Raw genomic sequence first — 15,249 nt, forward strand, 5'->3', positions numbered from 1 at the left:
AAGGAGAGGTTGTGCAGGATCGATGCAGGACGATAGAGGCGCCCGGACCATGACCGCGCTTCCCGCCCTAGGCTTCGATTTCGGCACCACCAATTCCGTCGCCGCGCTGGCGGACGAGGGAGGTTCCACGCTGGTGCGGCTGGACGGGCCCGAACGCGCCGATCCCGTTTTCCGCTCGGCGCTGTGCTTCTGGCAGGACGAAGCGGAGCGCGGCGGGCTCGGCGTCGCGGCCGGGCCCTGGGCGATCGCCGAATATCTCGACTTTCCCGAGGGCAGCCGCTTCCTCCAGTCGTTCAAGTCGGTCGCGGCGAGCGCGAGCTTCGAGCATGCGATCGTCTTCGAGCGGAGGCTGCGCTTCGAGGAACTGGGCCGTACCTTCCTGGCGCTGATGGCGGCGCGGGCGCAAGGGGCGCTGGCCGGCGGCGCGCGGCGCGTGGTGGTCGGCCGTCCGGTCGAATATGCCGGCAGCCGGCCCGACGAGGCGCTCGCCCGGCAGCGCTATGACGCGATGTTCGCCGGGTTCGGCGCCGAGATCCATTATGTCTATGAGCCGCTGGGCGCGGCATTCAGCTATGCGACGCGGATCGCCGAGCCGGCGACCGTGCTGGTGGCGGATTTCGGCGGCGGCACCAGCGATTTCTCGGTGGTGCGGATCGAGGCGCCGGGCGCCCCGCGCCGCTGCTCGCCGCTCGCCCATGCCGGCGTCGGCATCGCCGGCGACCGGTTCGACCAGCGAATCGTCGAGCATCTGATCCTGCCGCTGCTCGGCAAGGGCGGCCACTATCGCTCGTTCGACAAGGTGCTGGATATTCCGGCGGGCTGGTTCGCCGATTTCTCCGACTGGTCGCGCCTCGCGCTGATGCGCAACCGCAAGACGCTGGCCGAGCTGGAGAAGCTCCGGCGCGCGGCGCTGGATCCGCAGGCGATCGGACGGATGATCGCCGTGATCGAAGGCGAGCTGGGCTATCAGCTCTATCATGCGGTCGGCGCGCTCAAGCGGGCGCTCTCGACGGCGGACGCGGCGCATTTCCGCTTCGAGGGCGGCGATCTCGCGATCGAGGCCGAAGTCACCCGCGCCGCGTTCGAGGCGTGGATCGCACCCGACATGGCGCGGATCGAGGCGGCGGTGGACCGGGCGCTGGCGCTCGCCGGCATCGATGCGGCGGCGATCGACCGCGTCTTCCTGACGGGCGGCACCTCGCTCACGCCCCGGGTCCGCCGGCTGTTCGAGGAGCGTTTCGGCGCGGAGAGAATCGCCGCCGGCGGCGAACTCACTTCGATCGCCCATGGGCTGGCGCTGATCGGCGGCCAGGAGGACGTGTCCGCCTGGGCGGCCTGAGGCGCAGCCGGCGGGGATATGCGGCGGATGGCGCCCGATACGGGCCGGAGCCTCAACCCGTCGCGAGGATCGGCTCCAGCGTGCCGAGCCAGGCGACGAGCGTCAGCACGATCGCCGCGCAGGCGGTTTCCAGGGCCAGGCTGATCCGCAGCGCGGCCAGGGCGCCGTCATGGTCTTCGGCTGCGATGCGCGCGAGGAGCGCGGGCGTGAGGCGATACCGGTTCGCCGCCGCGAAGCCGAGCATCGCCGCGAACAGCGCCAGCTTGCAGAGAAGCAATTGCCCGTAGAGCGTGCCGGGCAAGCTTGCCACGCCGGCGGGCCCGACGAGCAGCCACGCGTTCACCATCCCGCTGGCGACGATGACCGCTACCATGACGGTGCCGATGCGCGCGAAGCCGTCGAGCGCGCGATGGGTGGTGCGGAGATGCCCGGCATCGGCGCGGGCGGCGGGGCGTGCGACCAGCAGGAGGAGTGAGAGGAGCGCGCCGATCCAGGCCCCGGCGGCGACGAGATGCGCGATATCGGCTCCCAGATGGAGCCAGCCGATCGCGCCTTCGTCCATCGCGCCATGCCCCGCCCAGGCCAGGGTGCCGAGCGCCGCCCCGCCGCCGATGGACGCCGCGGCGAGCGCGGCGCCGGGCCTTTTCCCGATCCGGAACGCCGCAAGGACGAGGAGGGCGAGGCCGGCGATGCGGGCGGCCCAGGCCTTGCCCAGCGGCATGCCCGTCAGGATCGTCGACAGGGTGCCGGCATCCACTTGCCCGACCGGCACGCCCGCCATGGCCGCCGCGATCACCGCGAGGCCGAATATCGACAATCCGACCCCGATGATTCCCGTCGCGATCAGGATGGCGCGCAGGGGCAGCGCCTCACGCACCCCGGCGGCGCACAGCGCGAAGAAGGACACGCCGAACGCCGCCGCCAGGTCGAGATAGAGCGCGAACCTGATGGCGACGCCAAGCGTGTCCATGTCTCACTTCACCTTGAAAGCGTAGCTGCCCTGCACCCGGTGCGTGTCGTTGGAGACGGCGTGCCAGTCGAGCTTGTAGGCGCCGCGGGGCAGGGGCTTCGCCAGCGTCACGACCATGGTCTTGCCGTCCGGCGACAAGGCGGTGGTGAGCTGCATCTTCATCGGTGCGGACATCTTCATGCCCGGCATGTCGGTCATCACCAGGTCGACGCCCGAGAATTTGTCGACGAGCGCTTCCGAGAACACCAGCTGCAGCCGCGTCGGGGCCGCGACGACCGAGTCCGGCGCGGGGGTGGCGGACATCAGCTTCGGATGGGCCAGCGCGGGCGTCGCCATCAAGAGCGCGGCGGCGGTGAGGATTCCAAGGCGCATTGTCGAGACTCCATGAACCGGCCAGATGCCGGCACGACCGATACGCGGGGCCGGGACCGATCCCTCATCCGAAAGGCGGCCGTCGATCGCGCTTCACCCCTGTGCCGGTGCCCGCAACGCCATTAGGATGGGCGAGGGTGCACGCGCTCGCCTGCGTATTGCAACGAAGGGAACTGGAGCGGACAATGGAAACCGACATCGACGCGACGCTGCGCAAGCTGGCGAACGCGGATCATCCCGGGCTCGACGGCATGGAGGCCGCGGTGCTGGCGGGCGTGCGGGCAAGGCGCGAAGCGCGGGCCGGCGTCCGGATGGCCGCCGTCGCCGGCATCGGCGCCGTGGTGCTCGGCGCGGTGGCGGCCGGCCCCGGCACCTCGCCGGCTTCCGCCGCGGCGCCCTTTGGCGGTGCCGCTTCGCTCGCGCCGTCGACGCTGCTGCTGGCCGAGCGATGAGGCAGGCGAGGCTCGCGGCCATCGTCGCCGCCATTGCCTTTCTGGCCGCTGTGGCCGGGGTCTGGGTGGGCCGCACGCTGATCCCGGCGCAGGGCCATCAGGGATCGGAGCTCCACGAGGTCCTGCACCACCAGTTGACGCTGGACGACGGGCAGAAGGCACGGCTCGCGCTACTCGAGCAGAGCTTCGCGGTCCGCCGCCAGGCGCTGGAGCTCGAGATGAAGTCGGACAATGCCCGGCTGGCCGAGGCGATCGCGGCCGAGCACGGCATCGGCCCGCGCGTGACCGCCGCCGTCGATGCGTCGCATCGCGCGATGGGGGAGCTGCAGAAGGAAACGCTGGCGCATATCTTCGCGATGCGGGAAATCCTGCGGCCCGATCAGCAGGCCGTGTTCGACCGTGCGGTGGTTCATGCGCTCACCGCCGACGCGCGGTGAGGTCGGATTACGGTTCCCTGTCCGACGGCGACCTCGTCACGCTCGCCGTGGCGGGAACCGACGCCGCCTATGCCGAGATCGTGCGCCGCCATCGCAGCCATGTCTATCGATTGGTCCTCGGCAATATCGCCGATGCCGACGAGGCGCTGGACCTTGTCCAGGAAACCTTTCTCTCGGCGCACCGGGCGCTGCGCCGCTATGATCCGGCGCGGCCGATGCGCGGCTGGCTTGCCACGATCGCGCTCAACAAATGCCGTGACTGGGCGCGTCGCCGGACGGTGCGCCGGTTCTTCACCTTCGCCCGCGACATCGACGACGTCGCCGGGGCGATGCCCGACGACCGGCCCGACCAGGCAGTGGTGGCCGCCGACCGCCAGGAACTCGCCCGGCTCCGCCGCGCGATCGCCGCGCTTCCCGCATCGCTTCGCGAGCCGCTCGTGCTGCATGCGATCGAGGGCATGAGCCAGGCGGAGGCCGCCTCGGTGCTGCGGATCACCGGAAAGGCCGTCGAGATGCGCCTCCGCCGCGCCCGCATCAGGCTGGGCGAGATGCTGGGGCGCTGATCCGCCGCGGCCCGGTCCGGGCGGATCCGCGAGGGGTGGCGGGCGCTGCCGCGTACCGGATGGAAAGAACTATTCCCAGCACAGGGGTGATGATGACGAAGACGATGGACCGGCGGAGGCTGTTGCGCGGAGCCGGGCTTGGCGCCGGCGGGCTTGCGCTCGCCGCATGGATGCCCGCCTGGGCCCAGAGCGTCTCCCCCGGCCTGGCGCCCGACTTGCCGACCGTTTCCGGCGAGGACATCAGGCTCCGGATCGCCCGGCAGCGCATGGCGATCGACGGCCGGCAATATCGGGCGATCGGCGTCAACGGCACCGTGCCGGCGCCGCTCATCCGCCTGCGGGAAGGGCAGAATGTCCGCCTGCACGTCGAGAACGCGCTCGACGAGGACAGCTCGATCCACTGGCACGGCCTGATCGTGCCGGCCCAGTTCGACGGCGTGCCCGGCGTTTCCTTCCCCGGCATCGCGCCGCGCTCGACCTTCCTCTACGAGTTTCCGGTCCGGCAGAACGGCACCTATTGGTATCACAGCCATTCCGGGGGGCAGGAGCAGCTCGGCCTCTACGGCCCGCTGATCATCGATCCCGCCGGCCCCGATCCCGTTCGCTACGATCGCGAGCATGTGATCCTGCTGTCCGATCATAGTCGGTCCAGCCCCGAGGCGATCTTCCGCAACCTGAAGGCGATGCCGGGCTATTACAATTATCAGCGCCAGACGCTGGCGGGCCTGCTTGCCGGGCGCGACCAGAAGGGCAAGGACCGCGCCGAATGGGGCAAGATGCGGATGGATCCCGCGGACATCTCCGACGTGACCGGCGCCGCCTATACCTATCTCGTCAACGGGCACGGGCCGTTCGACAACTGGACCGCGCTGTTCAAGCCGGGCGAGCGGGTGCGGCTTCGCATCGTCAACGCCTCGGCGATGACCAGCTTCAACGTGCGCATTCCGGGACTGCGGCTCACCATCGTGCAGGCCGACGGCCAGCATGTCGTGCCGGTAGAGGTCGACGAGTTCCAGATCGGTGTCGCCGAGACCTATGACGTGATCGTCACGCCGGCAGAGGACCGGGCGTTCACGCTGGTCGGCGAGGCGGTCGATCGTTCGGGCATGGCGCGCGCCACGCTGGCGCCCCGGCCCGGCATGGCGGCCGCGGTGCCGCCGCTGCGCCCGCGCCCGCTGGCGACGATGAAGGACATGGGCATGGACATGTCGTCGATGGACCATGGCGGCGGCGCCGCGTCCGGCGGCATGCAGGGCATGTCGCACGGCGCGATGCCGGCGGCGCGCGGCGTCGATCCCAGCGCGGAGCGGAACGCCTCGGCCAGGCTCGGCGGCGTGGCCGAGGCGGCCGCGAACATGGCGGGGATGGACCATTCGCGGATGGATCACTCCACGCATGGCGGCGCGCCCGGCGCGGACATGGCCGGCATGGACATGGGCGCCATGCGGATGCGCGATTTCTCCTATGCGCCCGAGGTGCGGAAGACGCCCGGCGTCCAGACCATCTCGCCGATGCCGATGGATCGCACCGGAGAGCCCGGCCAGGGGCTGGAGGATGTCGGCCACCGCGTGCTGGTCTACAAGGACCTGATGGCGCTCGATCGGAACCCCGATGTCCGCGCCCCGTCGCGCAGCCTCGACATCCATCTCACCGGCAACATGGAGCGCTTCATGTGGGCGTTCGACGGGGTGAAGATGTCGGACACCATGGAGCCCTTTCCCTTCGTCGAGGGCGAGCGGGTGCGGGTCAATCTGATCAACGACACGATGATGGCCCATCCCATCCACCTGCACGGGCATTTCTTCGAGCTGGTCACCGGCCATGGCGACCATGCGCCGCGCAAGCATACGGTGATCGTGCAGCCCGGCGGCAAGGTGACCTGGGACTTCACCGCCGACGCGGTGGGCGACTGGGCGTTCCACTGCCACCTCCTGTATCACATGATGGCGGGGATGATGCGGACCGTGAGCGTGCGGCCGAAGGGAGGCCCGGCATGATCCGGCGCGCCGCGATCCTCGCCAGCGGTGCCCTGCTGGCGGCGGGCGCGCCGGCGGCGGCGCAGGATCATTCCATGCACGGCATGCCGATGCCGAAGGCCCCCGCGAAGCCGAAGCCCGCGCCCGCGCCGGAAAACGCCGCGCCGCGACAGGATGCGCCGCCCGGCACCGACAAGCCGGCGGACGCGCAGCCGATGGATCATGGCGGGATGGACCATGGCGCCATGGATCACGGCGCCATGGATCATGGGACGACGCCCGCGATGCAGGCGGCCGGCACCGCGCTCGAGGCGGGCGACGCCCCGGCCCCGGCGCCGCCGGCCGACCATTATGCCGACCGCTTCTTCCCGGCATCCGACATGGAGCGATCGCGCAAGGCCTCGATGCGCGAGATGGGCGGGCGGCCCCTCGGCTCCGTCCTGTTCAATCTCGCCGAGTTCCAGCCGCGCCCGAGGGGCGACGCCTATCGCTGGGAGGGCGAGGGCTGGTTCGGCGGCGACGTCAATCGTCTGACGGTGAAGAGCGAAGGCGAGGGCCTGGTTCGCGGCGGCATCGAGAGCGCCGAGGTCCAGCTGCTCTACAGCCGCGCCATCGATCCCTATTTCAACTTGCAGGCCGGCGTGCGGCACGATTTCCGGCCGGGGCCGGCGCGGACCTATGCCGCGCTCGGGTTCGAGGGGATGGCGCCCTATATGTTCGAAGTCGAGGGGGCGGTCTTCCTGTCGACCAGGGGCGAGCTGCTCGGCCGGCTGGGCGGCTATTACGACCAGCGCATCACCCAGCGGCTGATCCTCCAGCCGCGCGCCGAGTTCAACTTCTCGGCCCAGGACATGCCGGCGCAGCACATCGGCACCGGGCTGACCAGCGCGGAACTCGGCCTGCGGCTGCGCTACGAGATCGCGCGGCGCTTCGCTCCCTATGTCGGCCTTTCCTGGGAAGCGAAGGCGGGGCGCACGGCGGACTATGCCCGGGCCGATGGCGAGAAGCCATCGGCGCTCGGCCTGGTGGCGGGCCTCCGCTTCTGGTTCTGAAGCCGGCCGCCGCCGCGCTTCCCGGGATCGCCGGGGGCGGTCAGCGCGATGCCCGATCGTCCTTCCGCTCGATGTTGGGAAGCAGCGCCGTCAGCAGGCCGATCGCGGGCAGGAAGGCGCAGATCTGGTACACCGTCTCGATGCTGGTCGTGTCGGCGAGCCATCCCAGCGCGGCGGCGCCGAGCCCGCCCATGCCGAAGGAGAAGCCGAAGAACAGGCCCGAGATCATGCCGACCTTGCCCGGCACCAGCTCCTGCGCGAACACCACGATCGCGGGGAAGGCGGAGGCCAGGATCAGGCCGATCGGCAGCACCAGCACGCCGGTCCAGAACAGGCTGACATAGGGCAGCAGCAGCGTGAAGGGCAGAGCGCCGAGGATCGAGAACCAGATCACATATTTGCGCCCGAACCGATCCCCCAGCGGCCCGCCCGCGATCGTGCCGACCGCCACCGCCGCCAGGAAGGCGAACAGATAGAGCTGGGCGCTCTGCACCGACACCTGGAAGCGATGGATCAGGTAGAAGGTGAAATAGCTCGTGAGGCTGGCGAGATAGACATATTTGGAGAAGATCAGCGCGAGCAGGATCAGGATGCCGCGCGTCGCATGCCCCCTGGGAAGCAGCTCGGCCATGGATGCGCGGCGCCCGGCATCAAGCCGCGCCAGCCCGTGATGGCGATACCAGGCGGCGACGTTCCACAGCACCGCGCCCGAGAGCAGCGCCAGCAGCGCGAAGAAGGCGAGGCTCGACTGGCCCCAGCGCACCACCACCAGCGCGGCGGCGAGCGGGCCGAGCGCCTGGCCGGCATTGCCGCCGACCTGGAACAGCGACTGGGAAAGGCCGTGGCGCTGGCCCGCGGCCATGCGTGCCACGCGGGAGGATTCGGGATGGAAGACCGAGGAGCCGATGCCGAGCAGCGCCGCGCCCGCCAGGACCATGCCATAGCTGTGCGCGACCGACAGGATCGCCAGCCCCGCCAGCGAGAAGAGCGTGCCGCCGGGAAGCGCCAGCGGCGTGGGCCGCTTGTCCGCGTACAGCCCGATCAGCGGCTGCAGGATCGACGCGGTGATCTGATAGGCGAGCGTCACCAGGCCGATCTGGCCGAAGCTCAGCCCCAGATCGGTCTTGAGATTGGGATAGATCGCGGGAAGCAGCGACTGCATCATGTCGTTCAGCAAGTGGCAGAAGCTGATCGCGACGATCACGCCGAACACCGTGCCGTTCATCTCCGCCGGCGGGGCATCCATCGTCGCTGCACGGGTGTCGCTCATAATTCACTCCTTGTGAGCGCGGCACTAGCGGTCCAGAAAGCGTCCCGCTTCGCCATATGGGATAAATTATTTTGATGATGGGACAGTCGCACTATCGTGCGCCCGACGATTACGAGGATGTTCCGCGCCCGGTGGTCGGCATCGGCAATGATTATCCCCCCTCGTTCGAGCTGGCCGAGCACCAGCATCGCCGCGCCCAGTTCCTCTATGCCGCCAGCGGCGTGGTCGCGGTCAGCACGCCCGAAGGCGCATGGGTGGCACCGCCCGAGCGCGCGGTATGGATACCGGCCGGAACGCCCCATTCGGTGCGCATGGTCGGCGCGGTCCAGACCCGCAGCGTGCTGATCGAGGCGGCGGCCTGCCCGTCGCTGGGCGGCGCGTGCCGCGTCGTCGCGGTCTCGCCGCTGCTGCGCCAGCTGCTGGTCTGCGCGGCGGAAGTGCCGGTCGAGTATGACGAGGCGGGGCGCGACGGGCTGGTGATGCAGTTGCTGGTGGCGGAGATCGATCGCGCGCCGATCATCCCCATCCTCGTGCCGTTCCCGCGCCATGCGGCGCTGGCCGCGCAATGCCATGGCTTTCTCGAAGCGCCGCGGGTGAGCGCCACGATCGACGAATGGGCCGATGCGCTCGCGATGAATCGCCGCCGCTTCACCCGGCTCTTTCGCCGCGAGACCGGCATGAGCTTCGCCGAGTGGCGCCAGCAGGCATGTCTCTCGGTCGCGCTTCCGCGGCTCGCCGCGGGAGAGCCGGTCACCGCGGTCGCGCTGGACCTCGGCTATGAAGGCCCCGCCAATTTCTCGACCATGTTCAAGCGCGTGCTGGGGGCGCCGCCGAGCCGCTATCGCCAGTGACGCGACCGCCGTGCCGCGCGCGTGGCGGGGCTGGCATGTCGGGGGCGAGCGCGGTTATGAAATCGCCAAAGGGCCGGGAGGAAGCGTGATGTGGACGAGGCGATCGGTTGCGGGCGCGCTGGCGGCCACCTTGGGAGCACCCGCCCTGGCGCGAGACAGGGGGCGGAGCCGGCTGTTCTTCGATTCGTTGAGTTTCCTTCCCGGGGATCTGAGCCAGATTGCCGCTGCCGGACTGGGCGGGATGATCGCCGATGTCTCCGATCTGATCGCGACCCGCGATGCGGACGGCGTTCCCCGCTACAGCCGGAACTTCGCGGCCAATGATCCGGCGATCGACAAGGCCGTCGAACGGCTGCGGCGCACGCCGTTCGCCTATCTCGCCAGGAAGGGCAGCGAGATCGGGGCCCGCCCCGGCTGCGCGGTGTTCCTGCAGTTCCAGTCGACCGAGATGATCGCGCGCGATCTCTCGCGGATCGCCTATTTCCACGAAAAGGGCCTGCGCGTCCTGCAGTTCACCCATCACAACGACACCCTGTTCGCGGGCGGCGCGCTGGAGACTCGGCAGACCGGTCTCACGCCGCTCGGCATCGAGGGCCTGGCCGAGATGAACCGGCTGCGGATAGTGCCGGATGTCTCGCACGGCTCGGTCCCGACCATGATCGAGGCGGCGACGCGGTCGAAGACGCCGATAGCGCTGAGCCATGGCGCGGCGCGGGCGATCGTCGATCATCCGCGCTGCGCGCCCGACGAAGTGATCCGCGCGATCGCCGAGCGCGGCGGCGTGATGGGCATCTTCATGATGAGCTTCTGGCTCACGCGCCGGAATCCGCCGACGGTCGCCGACTATGTGGCGCAGGTCCGCCATGTCGTGAAAGTGGGCGGCCTGGAGGCGGTCGGCGTGGCCAACGACTTTCCGATGGCCGGCCAGCCCAATCTGATCAAGCTGGGGAACGACAATGGCAAGGGCGTGCAGGAATATCTCGACTGGTGGCGCGGCTTGCGGCGCCAGGGCGTGCCCGGGTTCGAATGGACGCCCGAGCACGTTGTGATTCCGGAACTCAATCGCATCGACCGGATGGCACGGATTTCACGGGCGCTCGAACAGGAGGGCTTTCGTCCGCGCGAGGTCGACAAGATCATGGGCGAGAACTGGAAGCGGCTTCTGACCGACGTCCTCGGATAGGCGCCCCCACCCCGCCGGGATCTTTGCCGCAATGGGCTTTTTCTGCGGCCTTCCGGCAAGTTCCAAGGGTTTTTGCGGGCCCTTGGGTGGGCGTGAATGGCGGAGCGGGAGGGATTCGAACCCTCGATACGGTTTTGCCGTATACTCACTTTCCAGGCGAGCGCCTTCGACCACTCGGCCACCGCTCCGCATGCTCTGGAAGTTGCGTGCCCTAGCGATTGGCGAAGGCCTAGGCAAGCAGGTGGTGCCGTGCCACTCTCGCGCCATGCTGAAGCCGATCCTAGCGCTTGCCGCGTTCGCCGTCCTTCCCGCCGCCGCCCAGACCGCCGCCGCCCCGTCGCCGGCCGATCCCGCGCCCGAGGACTGGAAGGCGATTCCCGATAACGAGATGCTGGTGATGACGCTGCAGGGCGGCCGCCAGGTCTTCATCCGCCTCGCCCCGCGCTACGCCCCCGCGCATGTCGCCAACATCCGCAGGCTCGCCGAGGCGCATTGGTGGGACGGCACCAGCGTCTACCGGGTGCAGGACAATTACGTGACGCAATGGGGCGGCGGCGACGACAAGACCGCGCTCCCGCCCGGCGTGATCGAGAACCCGCCCGCCGAATATGAATGGCCCGGCTTCGACGCGGTGAAGAGCTTCGCCTTTGCCAGGCCCGACAGCTATGCCGCGAAGACCGGCCTCAGCGCCGATGGCTGGCCGCTCGCCAATTACGGCGCGGTGAGCTCGCTCACCCATTGCTATTCGATGGTCGGCGTCGCCCGCGACCTCGCCCCCTCCACCGGCAGCGGCGCCGAACTCTACACAGTGATCGGCCACGCCCCGCGCCCGCTCGACCGCAACATCGCGATCGTCGGCCGGATCGTGGAGGGCATGCAATGGCTCTCCAGCCTGCCGCGCGGCACCGCCCAGCTCGGCGTCTATGCCAAGGACCAGGCGCCGACGCCGATCCTCTCGGTTCGCCTGGCCAGCCAGCTGCCGCAGGACGAGCGCCCGCGCTTCCAATATCGCGCCACCGACAATCCCCGCTTCGCCGCCTGGATCAAGGCGCGCGAGAATCGCGACGGCGCCTTCTTCACCGTGCCGATGGGCGGCGTCGACGTGTGCAACGCGCTGCCGGCGGTGCGCCGGGCACAATAAGGCCACCGTCCCGGCGAAAACCGGGATCCCAGGCGAAGGCGGGAAAAGCGCCGCCCGAGATCCCGGTTTTCGCCGGGACGACGGATAAACTCCTATTTCCCCACCCAGTCGGCCACCTGGACCGCAACCTGGTTCGCCGCCTGGTTGAGCGCCTTGGCGACCAGATCGGGCGTCACCTCGGCAAGCGGCGCGCGCGCTTCGAAGCGGCGCTTCTGGAACTTGGTGGCATCGTCGCCCTGCACCAGCAGCGCGTCGAACTGGACGACCGCCTCGTTGCTGTCGGCATCCACGCCGAACTGGCGCAGCTCGCCCGAGAGCACCGCGCCGGGATCGATCTGCGACTGGCGATAGCTCAGCACCGGCCGGCCGGTGCGCGCCGCGATGGTATCGCCCACCAGCCGCGCGAACAGGCGCGGCGGCGCCTCCACCCATTGCGCGTCCTTCACATAGGCGACGGCATTCTCGCCCGAATGGACCGGCACCCGCGTCGTCGCCAGCTCGTGCGGCACCGTCGGGAACAGCACGGTCACCGTGGTGCCCGAAGCGGGCGTCTGCACGTCGCCGGGCTTGATCTGCTCGGCGGCCTCGAGCGTGAGGAACGGCACCTTGGGCGGCTTGCCCCCGAACGAGACGCAGCCGGAGAGCGCGGCGGCGAACGGGGCGGCCAGCAGGAGCAGGGCGAGCTTCTTCATCGCGGGCCTCACTTGTTGGGCTTGTAGTCAGGGAGCTTCGGGCTGCCGACCAGGCTGCTCGCGCCGCCCTGGTCGATCTTGTCGGCGACCGAGGACAGCGATTGCGCCATCTGGCGCAGATCCTGGATCAGCTGGCCGATCTCGGGCACGGTCTTCTTCGAAAAGGCCTGCACGCCCGGCCGCGCATCGCCCAGCATCGCCTCGAGCGTGTCCATGCTCTTCTTGGCCGAGGCGATCGTCTGGTTGAGATTGGCGATGGTCGGCTTGACGTCGTCGGCCACCACGCCGTTGGTCGTCTTGGCCAGCTCGCCGATCTGCTCGGTGGCGGTGCCGAACTTCTGGATCGCGACCCGGGTCTCGGCCAGCGTGGCGGCGATCTCGGGTCCGCGATCGGCAAGCGCGTCGGTCAGCCGGTTGGTGTTCGCCAGGATGCCGGCGATCGAGGCCTGGTTCTTGTCGCTCATCAGCTCGGTCAGCCGCTCGGTGAGCGTGGTCAGCCGCTCGAGCAGCTTGGGCGCCGAGGAGAAGATCGCGCCCAGGCCGCCCGGCTTGGTCGGGATCACCGGCACGCCGAGCGGGCACGCGGCCTCGGGATGCTCGCGCGGGCATTTGATCGGCGGGGCGCCCTTCACCGCGCCTTCGAGCTGCACGGTGCTGGGGCCGGTGAAGCTGCTCTGGATCGTCGCGGTGGTGCCTTCGAGGATCGGCACTTCGTTGCGCACCGAGACGCGCACGCGCACCAGCTGCGGATCGGGCTTCCAGAACTCGATCGACTTCACCTGGCCCGAAGGCACGCCCGAAAAGGACACTGCCGAGCCCGCGCTGAGCCCGTCGACCGACTGGCGGAAGAAGATGTCGTACTCGCGCTCGTTGCCGCCGCTCAGCCGGGCGAGCCAGATGATGAACAGGGCGAGCACCGCGAGCAGGATCAGCACGACGGCGCCGACGAGCACGTGATTCGATCGAGTTTCCATCAGCCCCTGTCCTCAGCTCGATTCGCCTTGCTGCCGGCGACTGCCGCGCGCCCGCGCGGTCCGTTGAAATATTCCTGGATCCATGGATGATCCAAGGCGAGCAGCTCGGGAATCGTTCCGACTGCGATCACTTTCCGGTCCGCCAGCACCGCGACCCGGTCGCAGATGGCGTAGAGCGTGTCGAGATCATGCGTGATCAGGAACACGGTGAGCCCCAGCGTCTTCTGGAGCGAGGCGGTGAGCTCGTCGAACGCCGCGGCCCCGATCGGGTCGAGCCCGGCGGTGGGCTCGTCGAGGAACAGCAGCTCGGGATCGAGCGCGAGCGCGCGGGCCAGGCCGGCGCGCTTCTTCATGCCGCCCGAAAGCTCGGCGGGATATTTGGGCGCGGCTTCGGGCGGCAGGCCGGTCATCACCACCTTGTAGGCGCCGATCTCCTCGAGCAGCGCCGGATCGAGCTGCGGATAATATTCCTTGAGCGGGACCTGGACATTCTCCGACACGGTGAGCGTGGAGAACAGCGCGCCGCCCTGGAAAAGGATGCCCCAGCGCCGGCGGATCGCGGTCGCCTCGGTCTCGTCGCGGCCGATCGTGTTCTCGCCGAACACTTCGATCTCGCCCTCCATCGGCGTCTGCAGCCCGATGATCGAGCGCATCAGCACCGACTTGCCGGTGCCCGAGCCGCCGACCACGCCCAGGATCTCGCCGCGGCGCACGTCGAGATTCAGCCCGTCATGGACGATCTGGTCGCCGAAGCCGTTCTTCAGATCGCGGACGCGGATGACGATGTCGTCCGGCGCGGAGGCGGTGGAGTCGTTCATATCCACCCGATCTGGCTGAAGAAGACGGCGAAGAAGGCGTCGAGCACGATGACCAGGAAGATCGCCTGGACCACCGCGGTGGTGGTGCGCCGGCCGACCTGCTCGGCATCGCCCTCCACCTGCATGCCCTGGAAGCAGCCGGCGATGGCGATGATCGCGCCGAACACCGGCGCCTTGATCAGCCCGACCCAGAGATCGTTGAGCGGCACCACTTCGCGAACGCGCTGGACGAAGGTGATGGGCGGGATGCCCAGCTGGACCCAGCAGAGCAAGCCGCCGCCGATGATCGCGATCAGCGCCGAATAGAAGCCGAGCAGCGGCAGCATCGTCACCACCGCGATCGTGCGCGGCACCACCAGCGCTTCCATCGGCGAGACGCCGATCGTGCGCATCGCGTCGATCTCCTCGGTGAGCTTCATCGTGCCGATCTGGGCGGCGAAGGCCGATCCGGAGCGGCCGGCGACCATGATCGCGGTCATCAGGATGCCGAGCTCGCGCAAGGTGATCCGGCCGACCAGGTTGATCGTATAGACCTCGGCGCCGAACTGGCGGAGCTGCACCGCGCCCTGCTGCGCGATCACCACGCCGATCAGGAAGCTCATCAGCCCGATGATGCCGAGCGCGGAGACGCCGACCACCTCGAAGCGATGCACCGTCGCATGGAAGCGGAAGCGGCGCGGATGAGTCGCGACGTTCCAAAAGGCGATCACCGTGGCGCCGAGAAAGCCGAGCAGGCCGTAGAGCGTGTGCGCCGCGGTGAATATCGCGTCGCCGATCTCGGCGAGCAGATGGATGAAGGGGCTCTCCGGCTTGGGCGGCAGCTCGATCGGATGCTCGGCGGCGACGACCTGGTCGAACAGATGCTGGCTGGCCGGCTGGAGGCCCTCGACCGCGGCTTCCCGGTCGCGGGCGAAGCGATGGATCACCCAGGCGCCGACCGTGTCGATCCGCTCCACTTTCGACAGGTCGAGCCGCGCGACCTCGCCATCGACCCGGTCGAGCCGGTCGGGAAGGTCGCCCAGGCTGGCGAGCGACAAATTGCCGGTGAAGCGGAGCACCGCCCCGCCGCTGTCGGAATCAACCCGTTCGAAGTCGGCCAGGACGCTCATCGCCGGCACCTTTCCGCGATTCGGGCTGGATCGGCAAGCGTTGCCGCTCG

The 15,249-nt window shown here is 69.3% G+C and carries 16 protein-coding genes and 1 tRNA gene; 9 read left to right on the forward strand and 8 right to left on the reverse strand.

All coding sequences use genetic code 11. The features are described from left to right. Nucleotides 1-49 precede the first annotated feature (49 nt). Nucleotides 50-1,339 (forward strand): Hsp70 family protein, encoded by a 1,290-nt coding sequence (locus tag OMP43_RS00965; protein ID WP_280277611.1) that lies wholly within the window; start codon nucleotides 50-52, stop codon nucleotides 1,337-1,339. 52 nt (nucleotides 1,340-1,391) lie between these two features. On the opposite strand, the gene copD is transcribed toward OMP43_RS00965, so the two are convergent. Both copD and copC read right to left on the reverse strand, forming a co-directional pair. Beyond that, entirely contained in the window at nucleotides 1,392-2,309 is a 918-nt protein-coding gene (gene copD / locus OMP43_RS00970; RefSeq protein ID WP_280277613.1) for a copper homeostasis membrane protein CopD, read from the reverse strand. Nucleotides 2,310-2,312: 3 nt separating this feature from the next. Continuing rightward, a complete protein-coding gene (copC, locus tag OMP43_RS00975) occupies nucleotides 2,313-2,681 on the reverse strand; it encodes a copper homeostasis periplasmic binding protein CopC (RefSeq protein ID WP_280277615.1) in 369 nt (122 codons plus the stop codon). Between the two features lie 185 nt (nucleotides 2,682-2,866). Here copC and OMP43_RS00980 point away from each other — a divergent pair, with 185 nt between their 5' ends. From OMP43_RS00980 to OMP43_RS01000, 5 genes are all read left to right on the forward strand, one after another. After that, nucleotides 2,867-3,133, forward strand: coding sequence for a hypothetical protein (locus OMP43_RS00980; protein WP_280277616.1), 267 nt, complete (start codon nucleotides 2,867-2,869; stop codon nucleotides 3,131-3,133). After that, nucleotides 3,130-3,570, forward strand: coding sequence for a periplasmic heavy metal sensor (locus tag OMP43_RS00985; RefSeq protein WP_280277618.1), 441 nt, complete (start codon nucleotides 3,130-3,132; stop codon nucleotides 3,568-3,570). The genes OMP43_RS00980 and OMP43_RS00985 overlap by 4 nt, the downstream gene beginning before the upstream one ends. Continuing rightward, a complete protein-coding gene (locus tag OMP43_RS00990; RefSeq protein WP_280277620.1) occupies nucleotides 3,567-4,133 on the forward strand; it encodes an RNA polymerase sigma factor in 567 nt (188 codons plus the stop codon). Before OMP43_RS00985 ends, OMP43_RS00990 begins: the two co-directional genes overlap by 4 nt. Nucleotides 4,134-4,225: 92 nt before the next feature. Further along, nucleotides 4,226-6,130 carry a copper resistance system multicopper oxidase gene (locus OMP43_RS00995; RefSeq protein ID WP_280277622.1) on the forward strand — a complete coding sequence of 635 codons (1,905 nt, stop codon included), beginning with the start codon at nucleotides 4,226-4,228 and terminating at the stop codon, nucleotides 6,128-6,130. After that, nucleotides 6,127-7,161, forward strand: a complete 1,035-nt coding sequence (locus tag OMP43_RS01000; protein WP_280277624.1) for a copper resistance protein B — start codon at nucleotides 6,127-6,129, stop codon at nucleotides 7,159-7,161. Before OMP43_RS00995 ends, OMP43_RS01000 begins: the two co-directional genes overlap by 4 nt. A 40-nt stretch (nucleotides 7,162-7,201) precedes the next feature. Here OMP43_RS01000 and OMP43_RS01005 read toward each other — a convergent pair whose 3' ends face one another. Then, nucleotides 7,202-8,431: an MFS transporter gene (locus tag OMP43_RS01005; RefSeq protein WP_280277625.1), complete on the reverse strand. Its 1,230-nt coding sequence runs from the start codon at nucleotides 8,429-8,431 to the stop codon at nucleotides 7,202-7,204. A gap of 77 nt (nucleotides 8,432-8,508) precedes the next feature. Between OMP43_RS01005 and OMP43_RS01010 the strand changes: the two genes are divergently transcribed. Together OMP43_RS01010 and OMP43_RS01015 are read left to right on the forward strand one after the other, a co-directional pair. After that, nucleotides 8,509-9,282 (forward strand): helix-turn-helix transcriptional regulator, encoded by a 774-nt coding sequence (locus OMP43_RS01010; protein WP_280277626.1) that lies wholly within the window; start codon nucleotides 8,509-8,511, stop codon nucleotides 9,280-9,282. A gap of 88 nt (nucleotides 9,283-9,370) precedes the next feature. Then, complete coding sequence (locus OMP43_RS01015) at nucleotides 9,371-10,465, forward strand: membrane dipeptidase (RefSeq protein ID WP_280277627.1); 1,095 nt, start codon at nucleotides 9,371-9,373, stop codon at nucleotides 10,463-10,465. A gap of 97 nt (nucleotides 10,466-10,562) precedes the next feature. On the opposite strand, the gene OMP43_RS01020 is transcribed toward OMP43_RS01015, so the two are convergent. Continuing rightward, nucleotides 10,563-10,653: transfer RNA gene (locus OMP43_RS01020), tRNA-Ser, on the reverse strand. 77 nt (nucleotides 10,654-10,730) lie between these two features. Between OMP43_RS01020 and OMP43_RS01025 the strand changes: the two genes are divergently transcribed. Continuing rightward, on the forward strand, nucleotides 10,731-11,606 hold the full coding sequence (locus OMP43_RS01025) for a peptidylprolyl isomerase (protein WP_280277628.1): 876 nt from the start codon (nucleotides 10,731-10,733) through the stop codon (nucleotides 11,604-11,606). Between the two features lie 92 nt (nucleotides 11,607-11,698). Here OMP43_RS01025 and OMP43_RS01030 read toward each other — a convergent pair whose 3' ends face one another. The 4 genes from OMP43_RS01030 to OMP43_RS01045 are packed head-to-tail and all read right to left on the reverse strand — an operon-like array spanning nucleotide 11,699 to nucleotide 15,199. After that, on the reverse strand, nucleotides 11,699-12,298 hold the full coding sequence (locus OMP43_RS01030; protein WP_280277629.1) for an ABC-type transport auxiliary lipoprotein family protein: 600 nt from the start codon (nucleotides 12,296-12,298) through the stop codon (nucleotides 11,699-11,701). A gap of 8 nt (nucleotides 12,299-12,306) precedes the next feature. After that, on the reverse strand, nucleotides 12,307-13,272 hold the full coding sequence (locus tag OMP43_RS01035; RefSeq protein ID WP_280277630.1) for an MlaD family protein: 966 nt from the start codon (nucleotides 13,270-13,272) through the stop codon (nucleotides 12,307-12,309). Beyond that, a complete protein-coding gene (locus OMP43_RS01040; RefSeq protein ID WP_280277632.1) occupies nucleotides 13,272-14,090 on the reverse strand; it encodes an ABC transporter ATP-binding protein in 819 nt (272 codons plus the stop codon). The genes OMP43_RS01035 and OMP43_RS01040 overlap by 1 nt, the downstream gene beginning before the upstream one ends. Continuing rightward, complete coding sequence (locus OMP43_RS01045) at nucleotides 14,087-15,199, reverse strand: ABC transporter permease (RefSeq protein ID WP_280277633.1); 1,113 nt, start codon at nucleotides 15,197-15,199, stop codon at nucleotides 14,087-14,089. Before OMP43_RS01045 ends, OMP43_RS01040 begins: the two co-directional genes overlap by 4 nt. Nucleotides 15,200-15,249: the final 50 nt, after the last annotated feature.

The organism is Sphingomonas sp. CBMAI 2297, assembly GCF_029870595.1.
In the GTDB taxonomy this organism is placed as follows: Bacteria; Pseudomonadota; Alphaproteobacteria; order Sphingomonadales; family Sphingomonadaceae; genus Sphingomonas.

Bases quoted from the DNA above. Each gene is read 5' to 3' on its own strand.
- OMP43_RS00965 (WP_280277611.1), top strand. From the start codon at position 50: ATGACCGCGCTTCCCGCCCTAGGCTTCGATTTCGGCACCACCAATTCC.
- OMP43_RS01035 (WP_280277630.1), bottom strand. From the start codon at position 13,272: ATGGAAACTCGATCGAATCACGTGCTCGTCGGCGCCGTCGTGCTGATC.
- OMP43_RS01010 (WP_280277626.1), top strand. From the start codon at position 8,509: ATGGGACAGTCGCACTATCGTGCGCCCGACGATTACGAGGATGTTCCG.
- OMP43_RS00995 (WP_280277622.1), top strand. From the start codon at position 4,226: ATGACGAAGACGATGGACCGGCGGAGGCTGTTGCGCGGAGCCGGGCTT.
- OMP43_RS01000 (WP_280277624.1), top strand. From the start codon at position 6,127: ATGATCCGGCGCGCCGCGATCCTCGCCAGCGGTGCCCTGCTGGCGGCG.
- OMP43_RS01015 (WP_280277627.1), top strand. From the start codon at position 9,371: ATGTGGACGAGGCGATCGGTTGCGGGCGCGCTGGCGGCCACCTTGGGA.
- OMP43_RS01040 (WP_280277632.1), bottom strand. From the start codon at position 14,090: ATGAACGACTCCACCGCCTCCGCGCCGGACGACATCGTCATCCGCGTC.
- OMP43_RS00985 (WP_280277618.1), top strand. From the start codon at position 3,130: ATGAGGCAGGCGAGGCTCGCGGCCATCGTCGCCGCCATTGCCTTTCTG.
- OMP43_RS01045 (WP_280277633.1), bottom strand. From the start codon at position 15,199: ATGAGCGTCCTGGCCGACTTCGAACGGGTTGATTCCGACAGCGGCGGG.
- OMP43_RS01005 (WP_280277625.1), bottom strand. From the start codon at position 8,431: ATGAGCGACACCCGTGCAGCGACGATGGATGCCCCGCCGGCGGAGATG.
- copD (WP_280277613.1), bottom strand. From the start codon at position 2,309: ATGGACACGCTTGGCGTCGCCATCAGGTTCGCGCTCTATCTCGACCTG.
- copC (WP_280277615.1), bottom strand. From the start codon at position 2,681: ATGCGCCTTGGAATCCTCACCGCCGCCGCGCTCTTGATGGCGACGCCC.
- OMP43_RS01025 (WP_280277628.1), top strand. From the start codon at position 10,731: ATGCTGAAGCCGATCCTAGCGCTTGCCGCGTTCGCCGTCCTTCCCGCC.
- OMP43_RS00980 (WP_280277616.1), top strand. From the start codon at position 2,867: ATGGAAACCGACATCGACGCGACGCTGCGCAAGCTGGCGAACGCGGAT.
- OMP43_RS01030 (WP_280277629.1), bottom strand. From the start codon at position 12,298: ATGAAGAAGCTCGCCCTGCTCCTGCTGGCCGCCCCGTTCGCCGCCGCG.